Here is a 20,235-nt window from a genome sequence, read left to right on the forward strand (position 1 = left end):
CACTTAGTCAAATGCAACAAAAATAGCTCCCGGGTGGGAGCTATTTTATTAAAAATCTATGAATTGATATTTAATTAACGGAATCCTATGTGCAATATATCAAGCTTCAGGCTCTATAAGTCCGTAGGTATTTCCTTTTCTCTTATACACTACGTTAACCTGATCTGTCTCGGCATTTACAAATACAAAGAAATTGTGTCCGAGAAGTTCCATCTGTACACAGGCATCCTCAGCATACATAGGCTTGGGATCGAACTTCTTCATACGCTCAATGCGGATATCCTCGTCATCCATGTAGTCTGACTCGATATACTCTTTCTTGAAGTTGCTGGCCTCAGCCTGCTGCTTGTCAACCAGTTTGCTCTTATACTTTTTGAGCTGTCTTTCGATTACCTCCTCTACAAGATCGATGGATACATACATGTCATTGCTGACCTGCTCTGCACGGATGATCTTGCCCTTAACAGGGATCGTTACTTCGATCTTATGTCTCTCTTTGTCCACATTAAGTGTGACATTCGCATTAGTATCGGGAGTGAAATACTTCTCAAGTTTTCCAATCTTTTCCTCAACTGCTGCCTTTAATCCGGGTGTTACATCAATGTTCTTTCCAACGATAGTAAATTTCATGCAATCATCCCCTTTACTTCGCCCAAACGGGACATATTTGTGTTAAAAACATTATAACATTGATACACATACATAAGCAAATTAAAGAAGTCTCATTTGTATAAATTGCACAAAAAATATCTACTGCTTTCTATTGTGCAAAATTAGCTTTTAGATAACGATTTCTGTGGACAATGTGGATAACTTCGTGTATAAGTCGAAAAAACGCGCTTTTTTATCCCGGGATTGTGGATAACTTTTAAAAATTTTATAAAGAAAAAGTTATCTTTCCATGTTGACATTTATATTTATGTGCAACATGGAGAAATGCAAACTCGGAACCGCTTCGCTTATTCCTCGTTTCATGGCGTTCGCCATATATAAATATAAAAAAAACAACAGCTACGAGTAAACTCAAGCTGTTGTTTTTCTATATTTATGCATTTCTCTCTTTTAGAATATTCTTCGTACAGCAAGTATTGTTCTGTAATCTGCATTAGAGATCTTAATACCTGTCTTGGCTGTAGAAGCATGTACGATCTGGCCGTTACCGATATAGATAGCAACGTGACCTGAGTAACATACGATATCACCTGGCTGTGCATTTGCAAGTCCATCAACCGCTGCACCAACGCTTCTGTCGGCACCGGAAGAATGAGGAAGACTTACACCGAAGTTCTGGTATACGCTCATTACAAATCCTGAGCAGTCAGCACCGTTTGTAAGTGATGTTCCACCGTATACATAAGGGTTACCTACGAACTGCTGTGCAAACTGAGCAACTGCAGAACCGATGGAACTTGTAGCTGTTGTATATGATCCGGCGGAATTATAACTCTTAGATCCGCTTGACTCGCTTGAACTCTTTGTGTTCGCCTTAGCTGCCTTGGTAGCTGCTTCTCTTGCTGCTCTCTCCTTGGCAAGACGAGCTTCCTCTTCTGCCTTGGACTCAGCCTTAACGAACTCTGTGGAAAGTGTTACGTAATCCATTGATACGTAACCGTCACCTTCCTCGATACTAACCTTAACCCATCCGTCGAGCTCTTCCTCAACTACGAGCTGATCCTCGATAGGAACAAGACCAAGCACCTCGGCATCAAGGCTTGCTCCGCCTCTAACCTTAAGTGTTGTGGTTGTTACAGTAGCGATTCTGGTTCCGACTTCCTTGGCAAGATCTACAGCATCATCACCGGTTACACAGTACTCTGCCTTAACGTAACCTTCAACTGATCCTGACTTGATCTTGTACCAGCCGTTGTCCTCCTCGATGAAGGTACCAACAGACTTGTCATAGAGCTTACCGATGATCTCGCCGTCCTCTTCTGAAGGAAGATCACGAACATTGACATAATCGTGAACCTTGGCGATAACAAGAGTCTTGAAGAGCTCGTCCTCGGAATTCTCATCTGTGGTCTCTTCTTCTGTTCCTGCACTCTTGACAACTGCGCCGGTAGCGCTCTGAATATCTGAAAGAATCCTGTCTGATAATGTTGATGCAAGAGGTGTTACATTGGTTACAGTATCACTTGAATTGATTGCTTCTGTTGTGGCAGCTGACTTGCTGGTACTTGATGCAGCCTCTGCCTCTGCCTTCTCTGTCTCTACTGTTTCCTGAAGATTTGAAAGTGATACCTGATTGCTTCCAAGAGCATATGTAATACCTGCCTGTGGCAGTACACTTGTTACTTTATTAGATGAAGCGTATGCAGTGATGTTTAAGTTTGTAAATGTCATTGCAGCTACCATAGATAAAGCAGTAAGCTGCACAAATGGCTTTCTCAAAACTAACCTCCAAAATTGTTACGAATTTGTTACATCTTTTAAAAATATACGCCACATCTCCTGATTTGTCAAGAAAACTATCACTTTTCCTTACCTACCATGAAGTCCTGAACGGAAGTTACAGCATTTGCGCCGTCTGCAACAGCAGTGACGATCTGTCTTAAGCGTTTCTTCCTTGAATCACCCGCAACAAATATGCCGGGTGCGGAAGTTGCACCGTCTTCACCTGCAATTACATATCCTTGTTCGTCGCACTCTACAACGTTTAAGAAAAGATCTGTGGACGGATGTATTCCTATTGCGACAAATATTCCATCAATTGTAATATCTGACTGTGAGTGATCCTTAACATTCTCAATATTAAGTCCTGTTACTGTATCCTGACCCTTGATCTCTTTTACAACGCTGTCCCAGATAACCTCAACGTTAGGAAGTGCAAAGAGCTCATCCTGAAGGATCTTGGTTGCTCTGAGCTCATTTCTTCTATGAATAAGGTAAACCTTCTTGCAGAATCTTGAGAGGAAGATAGCATCCTCAACAGCAACATCACCGCCGCCGTTAACTGCAGTGATCTTATCCTTATAAAATGCGCCGTCACAGGTTGCGCAGTAGGAAACGCCCTTACCGATGAACTCCTCTTCGCCGGGGATTCCGAGCTTTGAGTGGTGTGCTCCGGTTGCAAGGATGATGGTGTGTGTCTCGAACTCTCCGTTATCTGTTACTACCTTATATACAGGAGCCTTTGTATCTGATCCCTTATCAACTGTTTCAATAGCTGTTACAGAAGCATCTGCAAACTCAGCACCGAGCTTATCTGCATGCTCTCTGAACTTCATAGCAAGGTCAAAGCCGTTTACTCCGGGGATTCCAAGATAATTGTCAACCTCGTAGGTGTCGATTATCTGTCCGCCGCTGACAGGGTTCTTCTCAATGATAAGCATGTTAAGTCCTGCTCTCTTGGCATATACTGCTGCTGAAAGTCCTGCAGGGCCTGAACCGATAATTATAAGATCATACATAGTGTATTACCTCCTTTTGGGAAACTTGTTATATAGTTAATAGTTGTATTTCGATTGTGTGCAATTGAATTGTATCACATAATATTATTTTGTAAAGTATTTTTTATAACCATCCACCGTCAATTGTAATAACCTGCCCCGTCATGTAGCTTGGAGCCTGGCTTACCATGAGAACAAGCTGTGCAACTTCTTTTGCTTCTCCCATTCTTCCCTCAGGAATTTCTTCACATAACGCATCAAGATCTTCCTCTGTAAGGTGGTTTCTGTTCATGTCCGTATCGATCACTCCGCAGGCTACTGCGTTCACCGAAACTCCGCTGGGCGCAAGCTCTTTTGCAAGAGCCTTGGTAAATGCATTTACTCCGCCCTTACTTGCAGAATACGCAACTTCACAGGACGCTCCTGCCTCTCCCCAGACCGATGAAATATTAATTATCCTTCCGCTTCCGGCGCGAACCATTCCCGGCGCGAAGAGCTTTGTCGTGTAAAAGAGACTGTCCAGATTTGTACCTGTAACCTTTTTCCAGTCCTCTATGTCCATATCTGTTAAAAGACCTATATGCGCCACTCCTGCGTTGTTAACAATAACGTCAACATCCCCTGCCTCGTTATAAAGCTCTTTTACCGCGTCATAATCAGACACGTCGCAGGTAACAGCCTTGCACATGATTCCATATGTGTCCGTAAGCTCCACAGCGAGAGCCTTTAAATCTTCTATATTATTCTTACAGCACAGCACCAGGTTATCTTTGTTTTTGGCAAAAGAGATTGCGATCTCCCTTCCGATTCCTCTGGATGCCCCGGTTATCAAAACCTTTCTGCTCATATTGCCTTCTTTCATATTAAAAAATTAGCCGAGAGCATAGCCCTCGGCTTATATTCTCATGTTCTGCCTTATCACTTCTCGCAGTGCGCCAAAGCTTCTATTACGGTTTCCTCAACAAAAGGCTTAGAAACGAACTCTGTTGCGCCAAGCTTAACAGCTTCCATCATCTTGTCCTTCTGGCCTGCGGCTGTTATCATGACAACCTTGGAATCGGGAAAATCCTTCTTGATCTGCCTAAGCGCCTCGATGCCGTCCATCTCCGGCATAGTGATATCCATAGTTACGATATCGGGCTGGAGCCTGGCATAGGTTTCGACACCTTCCTTGCCGTTTATAGCTTCACCTACAATATTATATCCGGCTCTCTCCAAAATGTCTTTAAGTATCCTTCTGGAAGTTCTTGAATCATCTACTATAAGTACGTTCTTCATCTACGTGCCTCCTGTATTTCATCCAACCAAAATATCTTTAGACACTGCAATAATGTATTTAATTTCTCCTCCCGCAATATAGACAGGCATCACGATCATCTCATCGCTGGTGGCCTGTGCAAAGTTCACAGAGAAATTAGGTGGTTCAAGTTCTATCTTGGAGTCGTTCCTGCTCTGCTCCGATGCATAAAGACCGTTGATACAGTTAATAAGCTCACACACTGCATCAAGGGCATCTTCCTTGGTCTCGATAAATTCTTCCTTGGTGTACGCGATAGCCATCTTCCTGACATCTTCATACTTACCGGAAATTGCAACTGCTGCCTGCTGGTCGCCATGGAACTTCTGGTAGCCCAAAACCTCATCGTTTATGACTCTGGCAGTATAGGCTTTACCTACATATAAATGGCTGTCCACCAGTCTGTACATGTTTTTCAGGCCCATTGCGAACATTCCGTTATATACAGGATCATCATTGTCCAGGAATATGGAAACTGCTTTCTCAACCTCTCCGCTCTTTAGAACTGCCATATCAGTCTCAGTAAAGCCGTTGGCTCTCTGATAGTCTGCCTCGACCTTCTCAAGCTGTTCCATGGTCAGGATGCCCATATCCACTACAGACTGAAGGAAGGTCAGATATGTATTGCCCTGGAGTCCCAAAAGCCTCTGAACCTGAGTATCCGTAAGATATCCCTTCTCGACAGCAATTTCACCAAAGCGCTTGTCCATGGTTTCCTGAAGCATGTTGACCTGCTCAGCCTGAGCTATTGTCATCATCCTCTCAGCCACCGCGATAACACCGAGCTTGGCTCTGTCAGATTCCTGTTTTTTGTAAACCTGCATAAGCTGGCTCTTGGTGATCATTCCCTGTTCTACAAGGCTTGCTCCGATTAAACGATCTAGCATTTATGCCGCTCCTTCTTGAAATGTAAATTTCAAATCAACAGATGACGGAACTATACTACAATTTTAATCTAATATACGCACACAAACAAGCATATTATTGATTGTCTTCCTTGCGCATTTCGGCCATTGCCTGACTTACTGCAGCTGAAACAGCATCCGTTGCAGATGCAGCTGCCGCCTGACCTGTCTGGTTCTTGGCTCTCATCATTTCAGCCTGTTTACCTGCTACCTCAAGGGCCATGATCCTGTCCTTGGTAAGAACTACGCTCTGGCCAAGAGGATTGATAACAAGACCCTCTCTGTCTTGGACAAAGCGGATAACATCCTGGTATCTGAACACGCCGGCATTCCAGTCCTTGGTAACACCCTGTTTTGCAAACTCAAAAGGATCTGTATATACAGGAAGGAACTGCTTATCATCCTTGGTCTTGACCACCATGAACTTGAGCTTGGTGTCCTTGCCGATCTTGATCCTGCCATTCTCATCAACTTCCGTAGGTCCCTCATGCTGTGTGGGAACCAGGAGCTGTGCGCCTCTGATAAGAGAGAGCATTCTCATCTCCTTGGCCTTTAAGATGTCGTCTCTCTTTTCATACTTAACGGGCCATCTTACTTCCTCAAGGAAATCGATCATGGCAAAGTTGAGGGCTGAGTTTACAGGCTCAGGCCTTCTCTCTGCTCCGCTCCACTCGCCGGGGGCAGCCACGATCTCATTTCTCTTAAATCTTGCTCTGTAACCGCCGTTATCCACCAGCAGATTCTCAATTCCAATATAGTAGAGATAATCAAAGAAACCGAACTTACCGCCGCCCTTGTAGTTGGGATCCTCTATCTGGCACTTTCTTGCTGCAACCTTTCTGAACTGTTTGTTAAAGATCTCAGCTGCCTTCTCTGCAAGCTCCTGCTCAAAATAAACATTTGCAAATCCCTGTTCAATGAAAGGATAGCCGGTTGACTGATCGTAGAGAACGAAGAGATACTCAGCATCTCTTACCCTCCTGAGCACTTCGTTATAGATAAGCCTGTGATTTTTCTCAAATCCCGGAAGAGCAGCCTTCTTATTAAATACTTCAAGTGCAGTCAAAAGAAATAACAGCTCCTGTCCGGATAATCCCTTAACATACTCGGGGTCTATCTCTTCTTCGTAGATCATGGCTCCGATCTCATCTTTTTTCTCAGAAGGAACGGTCTCCTCTGCCTTTTCACCCTCAGACTCCTTGGTGTTGATAGGATTGATGCGACCGATAACAGGCCACTCCAGACCCTCATGAGCCTTGATGGCTTCCTCTTTGGCATTTGCCTTTTTTAGGCTCTGTGCCTGCTCTGCTTCCTGCTCAGAAGCCTCCCCGTTTTTCTTGTTTCCGAAAATACTAAAAATTCCCATTTAAAACTCCCTTAAATTACTTGTTGTAAAAGACCTTTGAAACTGCCGCAAGGTACTCAGGATCCCTGCTGCCTGCAGATTCATAAGGTGAATGCATAGCCAGCTGTGCAAGACCGATATCCACGGTATTTACTGAAACCTGCGCTGTTGAAATGTTGCCCAGTGTAGAGCCTCCCGGCATATCAGACCTGTTTGTGAAAGTCTGGTAAGGCACATCCGCCTCTTTGCACAAAAGTTTGAACTCTGCTGCAGAAACCGCATCGGTAGTGTACTTCTGATTTGCGTTGTACTTGATAACAATACCCTCGTTCATGACAGGCCTGTTAACCGGATCTGCCTTGTCCATATAGTTAGGATGAACTGCATGGGCGTTATCTGCTGATATCATGAAGCTGTTTGCAACAGCCATGTGATACTGCTCTCTTGTCTTGCCAAGTCCGTCGCAGATCCTCTCAAGAGTATCCTTAAGGAAGGTTGAATCCGCTCCCTGCTTGGTTCCGCTGCCAACCTCTTCGTTGTCGAATACGCAGTGCATAGCCACATAGTCTTTTGCCTTGGAATTAACAAAGCCTTCATAGCTGCAGAATACGCACTCCTGATCATCGAGCCTTGAGCCCCCGATGAACTCCTCATTGGCTCCCCAGAAGGTAGGCTTTACTCTATTGTACAAAAACAGATCGTGTCCCAGTATATCCTCTTTCTTCTTAACCCCTGCTTCCATGGCGATCAGGGCAAAAAAGCTCTCGGCTGCCTTGTCGTCACCGAAGATAGGCAGCATGTCGTTCTGGGCATTGTACTTCATTCCGTCGTTGGCTTCTCTGTTCATGTGGATAGCAAGCGCAGGAAGCATCAGAAGGTCTCTGTCTATATTGACGAGCCTTGTCTCTGCCTTACCCTTGTTATTAACTACCACTCTTCCTGCAACGGAAAGTGGTCTGTCAAACCACTCAGCACACAGCATTCCGCCGTATTTTTCAACGTTGAGCTTAATGTATGCTCCTGCCTTCATCTCAGGATTCTCCTTGATCTTGAAGGAAGGTGAGTCAGAATGGCTTGCGATCATGTGGAAGCCTTTAAAGCTCTTTTTCGGAATTCTGAAGGAGATTATTGCTGAATCTCCGCGGCGGACAAAATAGTCACCTGCTGAGAGTTTCCATGAATCACCCTCAAGAAGCTCTGTAAATCCTCTTTTTAAAAGATCTCTGCTGATATTATCCACAACATGATAAGCTGTCGGTGCGCTGTAGATAAAATCCAGCATTCTCTTTGTCAGATCATTTTTCTTATTCATAAGCACCTCTATACCGAATAAAATCGTAGAAAATAGTATATCATATTTTTCCTTAATGTGATAAAATGTAAGCACTTACATTTTTGATGGCAAAAGACAAATTTATTGGGAGAAAACTATGACAAGGGAAGAAGCTTTTAAGATGCTGGATGAGTACGTGGACTACCTCCTTGAGAAGTCCGACGCCGAGCATCCCTTTTGGAACATTGAAAAGATCGTCAGTGGCAAGCCAAACAAGTGGAACTACATCGACGGCTGCATGATCACTGCTGTACTGTCCCTCTACGAAATGACAGGTGACAAGAAGTATCTTGATTTTGCTGACAACTTCATCGGCTGGTTTGTCCAGGAGGACGGCACAGTTAAGACCTACTCCACCGAGGAGTACAATCTGGACAACATCAATCCTTTCAAGAATCTCTTTAAGCTCTACGATCTTACGGGAAAAGAGAAATACAGAAAGGCCATGGATATAGCAAGAAGTCAGCTTGATACCATGCCAAGGACCAAGGCAGGTAACTTCTGGCACAAGAATATCTACCCTTATCAGGTGTGGCTCGATGGCATGTACATGGCTCAGCCCTTCTATATGGAATATGAGAGACGCTACAACAAGATGCAGGGCTGTCTTGATTCCTTCAAGCAGTTTAAGAATGTAGAAGCTCTTATGAAAGATCCAAAGACTGGTCTTTACTATCATGGATACGACGAGAGCCGTGAGATGTACTGGGCTGACAAAGAGACCGGCCTTAGCCCCAACTTCTGGCTAAGAGCTCTTGGATGGTTCACCGTTGCCCTTGTTGATACCGCTGATGCAATGGATGAGTCCATGTACTACGAGAAGCGCTATCTTCAGTCCATGTTAAAAGACCTTGCTGATTCCCTCATCCCTTTCCAGGACGAGAGCGGAATGTTCTATCAGGTTGTTGATAAAAAGGATGACGCTCGAAACTACCTCGAGACCTCCGGAACAGCACTTATAGCTTATGGTCTCCTTAAGGGTATTCGTTTAGGATATCTTCCAAAGAGATTTGAAGAGATTGCCATGAAGGCATTTGACGGCATTACAAACACCTACCTCTCAAGAAATGAGGACGGAACTCCAAAGCTTGGAGGCATCTGCCTGGTGGCAGGCCTTGGCGGTCCTCAGCACAGAGACGGATCTCTTGAGTACTACTTCTCAGAGCCCGTTGTGGAGAACGAAGCCAAGGGCGTTGCACCTCTTATTCTGCTTTACACAGAGATTTTAAGAATTAACAAATAAGAACTTTTTCATAGACAGGCATGTCTTCTAAAGGAGCATCTGCAGTGATAAACTGACCGCCATCGATGGCCGTGTCAGTGCCAATGCGTTTCCAGCTGCAGCCCTTTGGAAGATATACCTGTCTTTTTCTTGCTCCGGATTCAAATACGGGTGCTACCAGATATTTATCTCCAAACATGTACTCATCTTCTACATTCCAGGCAATTTCATCCTCAGGGAATTCATAGAAGAGAGTTCTCATGATCGGGCTACCCTTTTCATGGGACTCCTGCATGATTTCTCTGATGTATTCCCTCATGGACTCACGCAGCGCAATATACTTTTTGCAGATCTCAAAGACTTCCTCTCCATAGCTCCAGATTTCGTTGGGAGCTCCGGATCTGCATGCTGCTCCGCCCGTCTGCCCAAACTGAGGCTGGCGGGGTTCTCTGTCACCATGAAGTCTCATAACGGGAAGAAATGCTCCCCACTCAAACCATCTGGTAAAGAGCTCTCTGAACTCAGGATCATCGGGGTTACCTCCGTGGAACCCTCCGATGTCCGTTGTCCACCATGGTATTCCTGCAATTCCCATGTTAAGACCTGCTGAGAGCTGGTTTCTCATGGTATCAAAGCTTGAAGCGATATCTCCTGACCATACTAAAGCGCCGTATTTCTGACTTCCTGCCCATGCGCAGCGAAGAAGGTTTACGATATTCTCCTGTCCCTGCGCCTCCATGCCCTCGTAGAAGGTTCTTGCGTATTCCACAGGGTAGACATTTCCTACTTCCAGGTCCGTTCCCAAAAAGTATCTGTAATTATCGAAGTCATAAACCGTGTATTCAGGCTCGGCTTCATCAAGCCAGAAGGTCTTTATTCCAAGGTCGTAATAGTTCTTTTTGACCTTATCCCAAAGATATTTCCTGGCTCCCGGATTTGTTGCATCGTAATGGATGGTGGCACCCATGAAATTGAGACCTGTCCTGAAGCCTCTCTCGGTACGGATCAGATAACCCTTCTCCAGCATTTCATCGAAGTTCTCGCTCTCCCTGTCCACTGTAGGCCATATGGAGACCATGAGCTCTGTGCCCATGTCCTTTAGCTCTTTTACCATGGCCTCAGGCTCCGGCCAGTAGGTCTTGTCAAACTTCCACTCACCCTGCTTTGGCCAGTGGAAGAAATCACACACGATCATATCAAGAGGAATTCCAAGCTCGTGATACCTTCTTGCCACACCAAGAAGCTCTTCCTGAGTCTGGTACCTTAACTTGCACTGCCAAAAGCCAAGTCCGTACTCCGGCATAACAGGTACAGTTCCCGTAACCTTCGCATAGGCATTTACGATCTCGGCAGGGGTATCTCCAACTACAAACCAGTAATCTATATACTTGGTGGCATACGCCTCAAAGCTCATGATATTCTTGCCAAAGACAGCCCGTCCCACAGCAGGGTTATTCCACAAAATTCCGTAGCCCAGTGATGAAAGCGCAAAGGGAACACTTGCCTGAGAATTCCTGTGAGCAAGTTCAAGATCACACCCCTTAAGCTCCATTTCTCTTTGCTGATACTGCCCCATTCCGTAGATCTTTTCACCCGGGTCAAGGGATTCAAAGCGCATTGTCACATGGTAGTCCCCCGCCACATTGGGCTGAAACTCTCTGCCCTCAACCTCAATGGAGCTGCACTTCGGATCCGTTATATCTCTTCTGTTTCTCCAGTATTCCTCGAACACCCTGGTGCCATCTTCCTTGCAGATGACTATTTTGCCGCCGTTTGTAATTGTGAGATAAAGCGCTCCGTTTTTCAGCGACGCTCCATTCTCAAGCAGCTTTATCTCTCCGCATTCCTTTTGCGGTATTGAAAGAGCCCAGTCGCTGTCAGGCATCTCTTTATACTTGGTTGCGCGGACTCTGACAGCATTCTTCCCCCAGCTCTCGATCCACAGCTCCTCTGCGTCATAGTGATATATAATTCTGTTGCCGTCTACCCTCAGCATATTCTCTTACTCCTTCTCGTATAGCCAAACACGCATTTCATTGCGACCCCTGTTTGCCCATGCGTAATATGGAATCATCTTTATCTTTGCAGGCTCAGACGCTTCAGCTTTGGTTGTTCTATAAAGTCCGCCTTCTCCTGCAGCTACAGTTCTAAGGCCGTCAGCTTCTATAACCTCTACCCCCTCAAGAAGCTCATCCTGCCAGCTGCACTTAAGCGCAGCAGATTTTGGAAGCATAAGAAGATGCAGGTTATCTCCGTTGTCCACACCCTCTGCGCAGAACACCTGAGGTCCTCTTGCGATGCTGACCTTATCAATATCCTCTGAAACAAGAGGGTTTGCATACCATCTCTTCGGAGTCATGTCGAGCTCAAGTGTTACGCGCGTTTCTCCGCTTCCTGCCTCGATGTACCAGTAGCCGTTATCGGAAGTTATATCAGCCTTTGCTCCGTTAACTTCGCCGCTGTTTTCCTTCGACCATCCCGGAATCCTTATGCCGACTCTCATGGCATTATTTCCTGTATTATTTATGGCAAAAGAGATTTTTCCGTCCCTCGGATAATCGGCATCAATATCAATTGTCAGCTTCCCGCCTTCATATTCCTTCTCCATTCCTGATCTGATGAAGAGATTTATCAGGACTGAGTCTCCCCTGTCTGAATAGATGTAGTCTTCAACCGATGCGATAAGCCTTGCAAGGTTTGGCGGACAGCATGCACAGCCAAGCCAGTCGGGACGCACCACTTTCACGTGGCTCTTTGTCGGGTCTTTTTCCGACTTCTCAGGAACAACCTCCAGAGGATTAACATAGAAGAAATGCTTTCCATCCAAGGCCATTCCTGCAAGAGCTGTGTTATAAAGAGCTCTTTCCATCACATCACCGAACTCACCGTCTGCACTAAGTCTTAGCATCTGTCTTGCAAAGAAGATGAGCCCTATTGATGCGCAGGTCTCGCAGTACATGGTATCGTTGGGAAGGTCATAGTCCAGGGTAAAAGACTCTCCGTTTACCGTAGAGCCGATTCCACCGGTGATAAACATTCTTTTATCTACTATATTTCTCCAGATCTTTCTGCAGACTGCTTCAAGATCTTTATTCCCTGTTGATGCAGCAACATCTGCAAGAGCCGTGCACATATATACAAGTCTTACAGCATGTCCCTCCGCACTGTCCTGCTCAAGGATAGGGGCATGGATCTGGAAGTATGTCAGAGGCGCATTATAAAGACCTCCGATTGCAGGCTTACCTGTATCCTCTCTGAATTGTCTTTTGAAAAAGTCGGGGTCCTGTCCCCTTTGAAGCAGGAAGTACTCTGAGAGCTTTAAATATCTCTTTTCCCCGGTCAGATGATATAGCCTCATGAGTCCGATCTCAACTTCCTCATGTCCGTCACATCCATGGATCTTGCCATCTTCCGGTCCGAAGGATGCGTCTATGTGATCGGCGAGCTTAATTGCAATATCCAGTGCTTTCTTACTTCCCGTTGCCTGATGATAGGCTACTGCTGCCTCGATAAAATGTCCTGCGCAGTAGAGCTCATGGCTCTCTCCAAGGCGCTTGTACTTGTGGTCAGGCTCCATGATGGTAAAGTAGGTGTTCAGATACCCGCTCTTTTCCTGGGCATCTGCAATAAGGTCCACCACTTCATCGGTTATCTTTTTAAGATCATCATCCCAGTGATTCTTAAGTGTGTAGGCTGCTGCCTCGAGCCATTTATATACGTCGCTGTCCTGGAATACCCAGCCGTAGTGCTCTCCCTTGGCTCTGCCGGCAGCTATCTTAAAGTTCTCGATGGCATGACTCTTCTCACTCGGGATCGATGCATCGTTTCTTTCCTTCTCAATCTTGATATCAATATCGTCGTTTAATACCTTCCACTGATACGGTATCATTCCGGTCCTTACAAGCTCTTTATACCTGTTCCAGAATGTATCGTTTACAACGGTCTTCATTCCTTCTTCCCCCTTAATATGAAGCGTTTTGTTTAATTGTACTATATTAAGTACGGGCAGAGATAGCTCTCTGCCCGCATAAAATATAGCATTTTCATCCATTTAAATTACGGTTTGGATAGGTTTAGTTGCCCAGAATTCCATCAATGGTTGTCTGTGCTTCTGCTGCTGCAGCATCAGGTGCGCTCTCGCCTGTGATGACTTTGTTGAATGCAAGTGATATAGCATCTGAAATGTCAGGCCACTCAGGAAGAGGTCCTCTTGCATTAGCGTACTTCATCTCATCTACAAATACCTGATAAACTGCATCGCCCTTGAACTGTGTCTCTGCAATCTTGGAGTCTGATGAAATGTATCCCATGTGATCCATCATGTAAAGACATGTATCTCCGCTGGTTGCATACTGAAGGAATGCGATAGCTGCTTCTTCGTTGCCGCCTGCTATAACTGCGTAGTTCTCACCGCCAAGTCCTGATGCCTGCTGCTTATCCTGAGGGATAGGTGCAACGTTCCAGTTAAGATCAGGCACTTCCTGACGCATTGTAGGGATCTGCCATGTTCCGTTGATCATCATAGCAAGGTTTCCTGAAATAAACTGGTTCATGGTATCGCCCTGTGTCCAGTTGATAGCTTCCTTAGGGAATGCTCCGGATTCAACAAGACTCTTTTCAAACTCAAGAGCCTTGATTCCGCCCTCGGAATTGATCTCGTAAGATGTCTGGCCTGTTGACCATACCCAAGGCAGGAAGTTGAAGGTTCCCTCTTCGTTCTGAAGTGCGCAGTGTGCAAATCCGTATACGTTACCCTTTGTTGTCTTCTTAGCTACGTCAAGGAGCTCATCCCAGGTCTTGGGTACTTCGCAGCCTGCGTCCTTAAGCATATCTTCGTTGTAGAAAAGAACAAGGTCGTTACTTCCGAATGGAACACCGTAGAGTTTTCCGTCAAGTGTGCAGGAATTAACAGGTCCCGGATAGTAGCTGCTTACATCAAATCTGTCTGTTATGTCTGCAAAAATTCCCATTGCAGCGTAGGATGCGTGATCCGGATTATCAAGGATTACGATATCAGGAAGTTCTCCTGCTGAAGCTCCGATGGAGAGCTGTTTCTTGAAATCTGCAAAAGGTACATATTTAGCCTGAACCTTGATGTTTGACTGCTGGTTGTTGAACTCCTGAATGATGTGATCAAGAGCTTCCTGGTGTCCTGCTGTCTCCCAGTAGTACCATATTGTTACATCGCCCGAAGCTTCATCGGATGCAGGTACAGGATCAGCTTCTTTTGCTGTTGTTTCTGTCTTGGTCTCTGTTTCTCTGGATGCTCCCTGAACCCCCGACTGCTCTGTCTGTGCTGCTCCGCAGCCTGCCATCATGGAAATAACCATTACGGCGCTAAGTACTGTAGCCAATAACTTCTTTTTCATGTGTCCCTCCTTATTGTTCGGTACATTATAAGTTTTGCTTACAATGGAATTATCTCCCATAAATAAGGAGTAAAAAACTCAACAAAACTTAAAAAGGATGAATTTTCTAATCTGTTTTTTTCTTAAGGGGAATTTCGATAATAATAAGGCTTCCTTTTTCCCTGCCGGGCTCGGCTCTCATCTTCCCCTCATTGCCGTAGTACATCTCAAGCCTTGTAACAACGTTACTTATGCCGATGTTTGTATTGCCCTTCAGAGTCTCAAAGTCGCGGCTGTTTATCTTCTCTATGATATCCGGAGCCATTCCTTTTCCGTTATCCTCTATGGATATCTGAAGGAAATCATCTTTGCAGCCCACATAGACGCCAAGCCTTGCATCTTCCTGATCCGGAGTAAAACCATGCTTGATCGCATTCTCGATAAAGGGCTGCAAAAGGAGCTTGTGCACAATGGCCGTCTGGGCATCAGGCTCCACAAAAGCGTTGTAGGAAAAACTGTTCTTAACCCTGTACTGCTGAAGATAAATGTATTTCCTTAGCCATTCCATCTCATCTCTTATGGTAACTTCCCCATTGCTGTTCACAATGGCGTAGCGCAGAATATTGGCCAGAGCACTTATAGCGTTACTTATATCATACTCATCCTTATCTATTGCCATCCAGTTGATGGTATCCAGGGTATTATAAAGAAAGTGCGGATTTATCTGCGCTTCCAACGCTGCAATTTGAGCTTCCTGCTGCTTTGTTAGAGCCACGTTCAGTTTTTTCATCATGTCGTTAAAGGCATCTGCTATGGTCTCAATCTCCGCGGGCATCGCTTTGTCTTTTTCCGCACGGACCGAAAGATCTCCGTTTCTTGCCTGCTTCATTCTTCCTGTCACGTAGTGGACGGACTTAACAAGATTTGCAGAAAGACCTGTGGACATAAGAACAACCAAAGTCATCGCCAAAACTCCGATGATAGCCACCAGCACCAGCTGCCTTCTCTGAAGACGGGTGAGTTCTGAGAGGCTTGTTACATTCACAACGTCCCAGGAGAGCTTCTCATCATGCATCACAAACACCGCTGCTTCTCTTGCCAGCTGGGGATAATTTTTCTTTAAAAAGAGATCGTAATCGGAGAGTCTTTGTTCTTCAGACTCGGACATGTCCGTCACAGACTTTCCAATAATTTCCGACTCATCTCCGAAGGTGACAATCTGTCCCTTATCGTCCACGATAAAGTTAAAGATCCTGGTATCATCGCTGGAATTAAGGCAGATATCCTTAAGGAAGTCCTCATCCACACTTACGATAACGACTCCGCAATCCTTGGTCAGGGACTTGTAATCAATGATCCTGTGAGCCATGTGAAAGAGGTAGTAATCCTTATTTGCAAAATTCGTTCCAAACTCCGTGGGATATAGGTGAACTTTGTTGTCCTGTTCGATATCCTCATAGAGCTCATTCTGGGTCTTGCTGAAATTATCAAGCCAGGAACTCTTATAGGTGGCAGGTGTCATCTGCTCGTAGGTAATGAGTTCTCCTCCGGGAGTTATCACAGATACCGCCCTGATGTAATCCTTGGTGTATAGGAGCGAGCTCATAAAACGGCGCATCTGATTTACTGCCACAGCTTCGTTGGTGCCCTCGTCAATCTCGAACACCCACTTGACCATGTTGTCATCGGTGTAGAGCTGATAGAGCACATCCTCATAGGCTTCAAGGGAAATATTAAGATTGTTATCCAACTGCTTTAAGCTGCTCTTGGACATCATCTCGGTGTTCCGTGAAAGAGTCACCGACATGCTTATATAGGAAAAGACTCCCAGAATGATGATAGGGAGCATGCTCGTCAAGATAAAGACCCTGATCAGTCTGTTGCGCAGGCTCGTTTTTTTCATACACTTATCCACCCCAAAAATGAAAAATCAGAGGATTATATCTCCTCTGATTATCATATATTCCGCGGGCTAACCTTTCAAGAATTATCCCTTAACGGCACCGTTTGTCATTCCGCTTATTATATAGTTCTGCATGAAGATGAAGATCAGTGTGACCGGTATGATGGCAACGATGGCAAAGGCAGTCAGATAACTCCACTTGGTCCCGTACTGGCCCATGAAGTTAAAGATACCGGCGGTGATAGGTCTTTTCTCCTGGTCGAGAATAAATGTCATTCCGTATGCCAGATCTCCCCATGCATAGAGGAATGAGAATATCGCGCACACGATAACACCGGGCTTGGCAACAGGAACAAGGATCTTCATGAATGCCATCATCCTGGTACAGCCATCGATATAAGCTGCTTCCTCCAGGGCTTTTGGTATCGATGCAAAATAGTTTTTAAGTATCAAGACGGAGAAAGGGATTCCGATGGTTGCATCTGCCAAAACAGGTGCCCACCAGGTATTATAGATCTTCATATTCCTGAACATAATGAACATAGGAGTTAAAAGAACTGATACCGGCAGCATCTGTGTTACCAAAAAGCCCAGGAGCATAGCTTTTCTTCCGACAAACTTATATCTTGCAATGGCGTAGGATGCAGGAACTGCAAGGGCTACAGCTATCAGCATCGCACCTGTTGAAATAACAAAACTGTTAAAGAATGACTTGAACATATTGAAGTCACCATTCTCAATCTGAGCTGCGTAGGATTTGGTGTTGAGCTCATGCGGATACCAGGTTGGCGGTATCATGAATATTTCTTTTTCTGTTTTAAAGGATGTTATCAGTGTCCAGAACAATGGAAAAAGAAGCAGCACCAGTATCACCACGGATACGATACATAAGATCACATTGTTCTTTCCTGTTATTTTCTTCTCGTCCATCAGTCTTCCTCCCCCTGCATAGTGATCTTCAGATATAAAAGTCCCACAAGAAACAGTATCAGGAACAATACGTTTGCCACCGTTGATCCCTTGCTGTACTGGAACAGATCAAAGGAAAGCTTGTAGGAATAGGTGGAAAGAAGGTGTGTTGAATTGACCGGTCCTCCTTCAGTCATTACGTATACAAGATCATACACCTTGAAGGTGTAGATAAATCCCAGAACCAGAACTGACTCGATGGTTGGGCGAAGGAGCGGCAGCGTTATCTTTATAAGCTGCTGCCAGCTGTTTGCGCCGTCGACCGAGGCACTCTCGTACAGCTCCTGAGGTATCGTGGTAAGGCCCGTCGCCAAGAGAATCGTGTTAAAAGGAATACCTATCCATACATTGGCAGCAACAACTGCGATCATGGCAGTTCTTGGAGTTGTCAGCCACTCCACATTGTTCTGTATAAGGTGGAGGCATTTTAAGATATAGTTGATGATTCCAACGTCTGTGGAAAACATGAACTTGAACATCAGCGCAGTAACCGTCATTGGCATCATCCAGGGTATCATGGTGAGTCCTCTGACTGTCTTTGCAAATGTGAAGTTCTTATTGAACAAAAGAGCCAGTAAGAAACCTATAAGGAACTGGAAGATAAGGCAGTAAATGGTGAACTTTAAGGTGTTCCCCATTGCCTTTCTGAATACTTCATCCCCGAATATCTGAAGGTAATTGGCAAAGCCCACGAAATGCTTTTGGCCGTGCACAAGGTTTTTTACCGATACGTCCTGGAAACTTAAGACGAGGTTACTCAGTATCGGATACCCAACAAAGATCAACATATATAAAAATGCAGGAAGAATGAACAACAATCCTGCATTTTCATATCTGAAAAATTCCTTTACTTTTTTCATCTTCTTCCCCTTTTCAATATCTCTTTTTCTAAATAATACCTTGGCAAAAGAAATATCAAAACACGACAAATCTGAAAAAGGTGGAATATTCTAATGTGGTTTTATTATCACTTGAGTGACTTTCTGTACTCGGCAGGGAGCTTACCTGTAACGTCTCTGAAGACCTTGCTGAAGTACTTGGGATCGGAGTAGCCGACTCTTTCCGATATCTCCTTGAGCTTCATTGAGGTGCCCACCAAAAGCTCTTTTGCCTTGCTGATCCTGTAGTTTCTGATGTAGGTGCTGAAGGTCTCGCCTGTTTCCTTGTGGAACTGGGTTCCTAAGTACTCCGGAGTTATACCGAGCCTGTCTGCTATTTCATCCAGCGTGATCCCTGTGTGGTAAAACTCATGGATCATGCTCTTAGCACGGCGCACAGTAAGCGTCTCTGTATCGGAAGCCTCCTCACTGTCTTTGAGCATATCCAAAATCCCGGCGCATACCGATGAGAGCTCAGAACGGAGCTTGGCGTTCATGATGCCGTCAAGTAGCTTTTGCTGCTGAAGGTCAGCTACTTTTTTATTTCCGATATCCTTGGCAATCTCTATGACAGACCAGATAAATCTTACAAAGCACTCCTTGATCTCTCTCGGGTCATAGACCTTACCGTCATGGAAGCCTTCTTCGAATTCATCCATGAGCTTTTTTTGCTGAGAAAAATCCGATGCGCAAATGGCTGTCTTCATCCTTGCCTCAAGGTCCTGAGGATAGACGCACAGTGATGTCTGCACCTGAGTTATCTTGGGATAGGAAATCAGAACGTCTTTTTCAAAAGAGATATTCCAGTCCATGTAAGGGTATAGATCGTTTATGCCCTGGCTGATGCCACCAATGGAGGTGCATTCGGTAAAGCCCATGGCAGAGCTTCCCTCTAACTCGTGCAACAGCTGGTACTGGATCCATCTCTCAAAATCAGCCGCGCTTTCATACTTATATACTATGACAATCAGGGATTTCCTGTACTCCACATCAAGGATCAGATACTTAATGCCCTCATAAAATGAGAGGGAATTCGAGAGCTCTTTTTGCTCTCTCTTGGCGCTATTCTCGTACTGATTCCCAAGGTAGTCGCACAGGATGATGAACTTCTGATCTGCGGTTATTCCGTAGTTTTTCTTTAGATAATTAAAAGCCTCATCGTCAGCGGACATTCGCCCTCCGATGATATCGCGCATAACCTGGTCAAGCGTTCCGACAGTAGCAGGCTTTTTTCTCCTGTCCTCTTCCATCTGATGTCTGATGTTCTCGAGGGCTGTAGAAAAGTCAGATATATTAAGGGGTTTTAAAAGATACTCCGTAACCCCCAGCTTCATCGCGGTTCTTGCGTATTCAAATTCCGAGTAGGCGCTTAGTACGATGGCTTTGATGTCAAGACCCTCATCGCTGATGGCCTGAAGCATTTGAAGGCCGTCCATCTCCGGCATCTGCACGTCGGTTATTACAAGGTCAGGCTTTTTTGTCCTGCAGATCTCAAGCCCTGTTCTTCCGTTTTCAGCTTCCCCCACTATTTCATATTCGTCTCCAAGTTTTCCAAGGAGTTTAAAAAATCCCTCCCTGATGCGGACTTCGTCCTCTACTATAACTATCCTCATTGCTTCTCCCCCACATGCTGCAAAAATGCAGTC

General features: G+C 45.1%; 16 protein-coding genes. 1 reads left to right on the top strand and 15 read right to left on the bottom strand.

From position 1 onward, the window contains the following. Nucleotides 1-99 precede the first annotated feature (99 nt). From hpf to G589_RS0114495, 8 genes are all read right to left on the bottom strand, one after another. Entirely contained in the window at nucleotides 100-630 is a 531-nt protein-coding gene (gene hpf, locus G589_RS0114460; protein WP_022769661.1) for a ribosome hibernation-promoting factor, HPF/YfiA family, read from the bottom strand. A 432-nt stretch (nucleotides 631-1,062) separates the two neighbouring features. After that, a complete protein-coding gene (locus G589_RS0114465) occupies nucleotides 1,063-2,391 on the bottom strand; it encodes a C40 family peptidase (protein ID WP_026519799.1) in 1,329 nt (442 codons plus the stop codon). 80 nt (nucleotides 2,392-2,471) lie between these two features. Continuing rightward, nucleotides 2,472-3,410, bottom strand: a complete 939-nt coding sequence (trxB, locus tag G589_RS0114470; RefSeq protein WP_022769663.1) for a thioredoxin-disulfide reductase — start codon at nucleotides 3,408-3,410, stop codon at nucleotides 2,472-2,474. Nucleotides 3,411-3,513: 103 nt separating this feature from the next. After that, the gene (ymfI, locus tag G589_RS0114475; RefSeq protein WP_026522619.1) at nucleotides 3,514-4,236 is read right to left on the bottom strand and encodes an elongation factor P 5-aminopentanone reductase; all 723 of its coding nucleotides are present in this window, start codon (nucleotides 4,234-4,236) and stop codon (nucleotides 3,514-3,516) included. Nucleotides 4,237-4,307: 71 nt separating this feature from the next. Then, nucleotides 4,308-4,667: a response regulator gene (locus tag G589_RS0114480; protein ID WP_026522620.1), complete on the bottom strand. Its 360-nt coding sequence runs from the start codon at nucleotides 4,665-4,667 to the stop codon at nucleotides 4,308-4,310. A gap of 18 nt (nucleotides 4,668-4,685) precedes the next feature. Next, entirely contained in the window at nucleotides 4,686-5,573 is an 888-nt protein-coding gene (locus G589_RS21335) for a chemotaxis protein CheX (RefSeq protein ID WP_026522621.1), read from the bottom strand. 94 nt (nucleotides 5,574-5,667) lie between these two features. Next, a complete protein-coding gene (locus G589_RS0114490; RefSeq protein ID WP_026522622.1) occupies nucleotides 5,668-6,957 on the bottom strand; it encodes an SseB family protein in 1,290 nt (429 codons plus the stop codon). 16 nt (nucleotides 6,958-6,973) lie between these two features. Continuing rightward, nucleotides 6,974-8,248 carry a M18 family aminopeptidase gene (locus G589_RS0114495; protein ID WP_026522623.1) on the bottom strand — a complete coding sequence of 425 codons (1,275 nt, stop codon included), beginning with the start codon at nucleotides 8,246-8,248 and terminating at the stop codon, nucleotides 6,974-6,976. A 118-nt stretch (nucleotides 8,249-8,366) separates the two neighbouring features. On the opposite strand from G589_RS0114495, the gene G589_RS0114500 reads away from it, so the two are divergent. Continuing rightward, nucleotides 8,367-9,512: a glycoside hydrolase family 88/105 protein gene (locus G589_RS0114500; protein WP_026522624.1), complete on the top strand. Its 1,146-nt coding sequence runs from the start codon at nucleotides 8,367-8,369 to the stop codon at nucleotides 9,510-9,512. Here G589_RS0114500 and G589_RS0114505 read toward each other — a convergent pair. The 7 genes from G589_RS0114505 to G589_RS0114535 form a co-directional block, all read right to left on the bottom strand. Further along, nucleotides 9,502-11,487: a glycoside hydrolase family 31 protein gene (locus G589_RS0114505; protein ID WP_026522625.1), complete on the bottom strand. Its 1,986-nt coding sequence runs from the start codon at nucleotides 11,485-11,487 to the stop codon at nucleotides 9,502-9,504. The genes G589_RS0114500 and G589_RS0114505 overlap by 11 nt on opposite strands. Before the next feature lie 6 nt (nucleotides 11,488-11,493). Continuing rightward, a complete protein-coding gene (locus G589_RS0114510; RefSeq protein ID WP_026522626.1) occupies nucleotides 11,494-13,440 on the bottom strand; it encodes a glycoside hydrolase family 127 protein in 1,947 nt (648 codons plus the stop codon). 124 nt (nucleotides 13,441-13,564) lie between these two features. Next, nucleotides 13,565-14,860 carry an ABC transporter substrate-binding protein gene (locus tag G589_RS0114515; RefSeq protein ID WP_026522627.1) on the bottom strand — a complete coding sequence of 432 codons (1,296 nt, stop codon included), beginning with the start codon at nucleotides 14,858-14,860 and terminating at the stop codon, nucleotides 13,565-13,567. 106 nt (nucleotides 14,861-14,966) lie between these two features. After that, nucleotides 14,967-16,742, bottom strand: coding sequence for a cache domain-containing sensor histidine kinase (locus G589_RS0114520; RefSeq protein WP_026522628.1), 1,776 nt, complete (start codon nucleotides 16,740-16,742; stop codon nucleotides 14,967-14,969). Nucleotides 16,743-16,826: 84 nt separating this feature from the next. Further along, complete coding sequence (locus G589_RS0114525; protein ID WP_026522629.1) at nucleotides 16,827-17,672, bottom strand: carbohydrate ABC transporter permease; 846 nt, start codon at nucleotides 17,670-17,672, stop codon at nucleotides 16,827-16,829. Continuing rightward, the gene (locus G589_RS0114530; RefSeq protein ID WP_022769688.1) at nucleotides 17,672-18,571 is read right to left on the bottom strand and encodes a carbohydrate ABC transporter permease; all 900 of its coding nucleotides are present in this window, start codon (nucleotides 18,569-18,571) and stop codon (nucleotides 17,672-17,674) included. Before G589_RS0114530 ends, G589_RS0114525 begins: the two co-directional genes overlap by 1 nt. A 107-nt stretch (nucleotides 18,572-18,678) precedes the next feature. Continuing rightward, a complete protein-coding gene (locus G589_RS0114535; RefSeq protein ID WP_026522630.1) occupies nucleotides 18,679-20,202 on the bottom strand; it encodes a response regulator transcription factor in 1,524 nt (507 codons plus the stop codon). Nucleotides 20,203-20,235 lie beyond the last annotated feature (33 nt).

This window comes from Butyrivibrio sp. VCB2001, from assembly GCF_000423965.1.
Taxonomy (GTDB): domain Bacteria; phylum Bacillota; class Clostridia; order Lachnospirales; family Lachnospiraceae; genus Butyrivibrio.

Coding starts and splice junctions, on each gene's coding strand:
- hpf (WP_022769661.1), bottom strand. CDS start 630: ATGAAATTTACTATCGTTGGAAAGAACATTGATGTAACACCCGGATTA.
- trxB (WP_022769663.1), bottom strand. CDS start 3,410: ATGTATGATCTTATAATTATCGGTTCAGGCCCTGCAGGACTTTCAGCA.
- ymfI (WP_026522619.1), bottom strand. CDS start 4,236: ATGAGCAGAAAGGTTTTGATAACCGGGGCATCCAGAGGAATCGGAAGG.
- G589_RS0114480 (WP_026522620.1), bottom strand. CDS start 4,667: ATGAAGAACGTACTTATAGTAGATGATTCAAGAACTTCCAGAAGGATA.
- G589_RS21335 (WP_026522621.1), bottom strand. CDS start 5,573: ATGCTAGATCGTTTAATCGGAGCAAGCCTTGTAGAACAGGGAATGATC.
- G589_RS0114490 (WP_026522622.1), bottom strand. CDS start 6,957: ATGGGAATTTTTAGTATTTTCGGAAACAAGAAAAACGGGGAGGCTTCT.
- G589_RS0114495 (WP_026522623.1), bottom strand. CDS start 8,248: ATGAATAAGAAAAATGATCTGACAAAGAGAATGCTGGATTTTATCTAC.
- G589_RS0114500 (WP_026522624.1), top strand. CDS start 8,367: ATGACAAGGGAAGAAGCTTTTAAGATGCTGGATGAGTACGTGGACTAC.
- G589_RS0114505 (WP_026522625.1), bottom strand. CDS start 11,487: ATGCTGAGGGTAGACGGCAACAGAATTATATATCACTATGACGCAGAG.
- G589_RS0114510 (WP_026522626.1), bottom strand. CDS start 13,440: ATGAAGACCGTTGTAAACGATACATTCTGGAACAGGTATAAAGAGCTT.
- G589_RS0114515 (WP_026522627.1), bottom strand. CDS start 14,860: ATGAAAAAGAAGTTATTGGCTACAGTACTTAGCGCCGTAATGGTTATT.
- G589_RS0114520 (WP_026522628.1), bottom strand. CDS start 16,742: ATGAAAAAAACGAGCCTGCGCAACAGACTGATCAGGGTCTTTATCTTG.
- G589_RS0114525 (WP_026522629.1), bottom strand. CDS start 17,672: ATGGACGAGAAGAAAATAACAGGAAAGAACAATGTGATCTTATGTATC.
- G589_RS0114530 (WP_022769688.1), bottom strand. CDS start 18,571: ATGAAAAAAGTAAAGGAATTTTTCAGATATGAAAATGCAGGATTGTTG.
- G589_RS0114535 (WP_026522630.1), bottom strand. CDS start 20,202: ATGAGGATAGTTATAGTAGAGGACGAAGTCCGCATCAGGGAGGGATTT.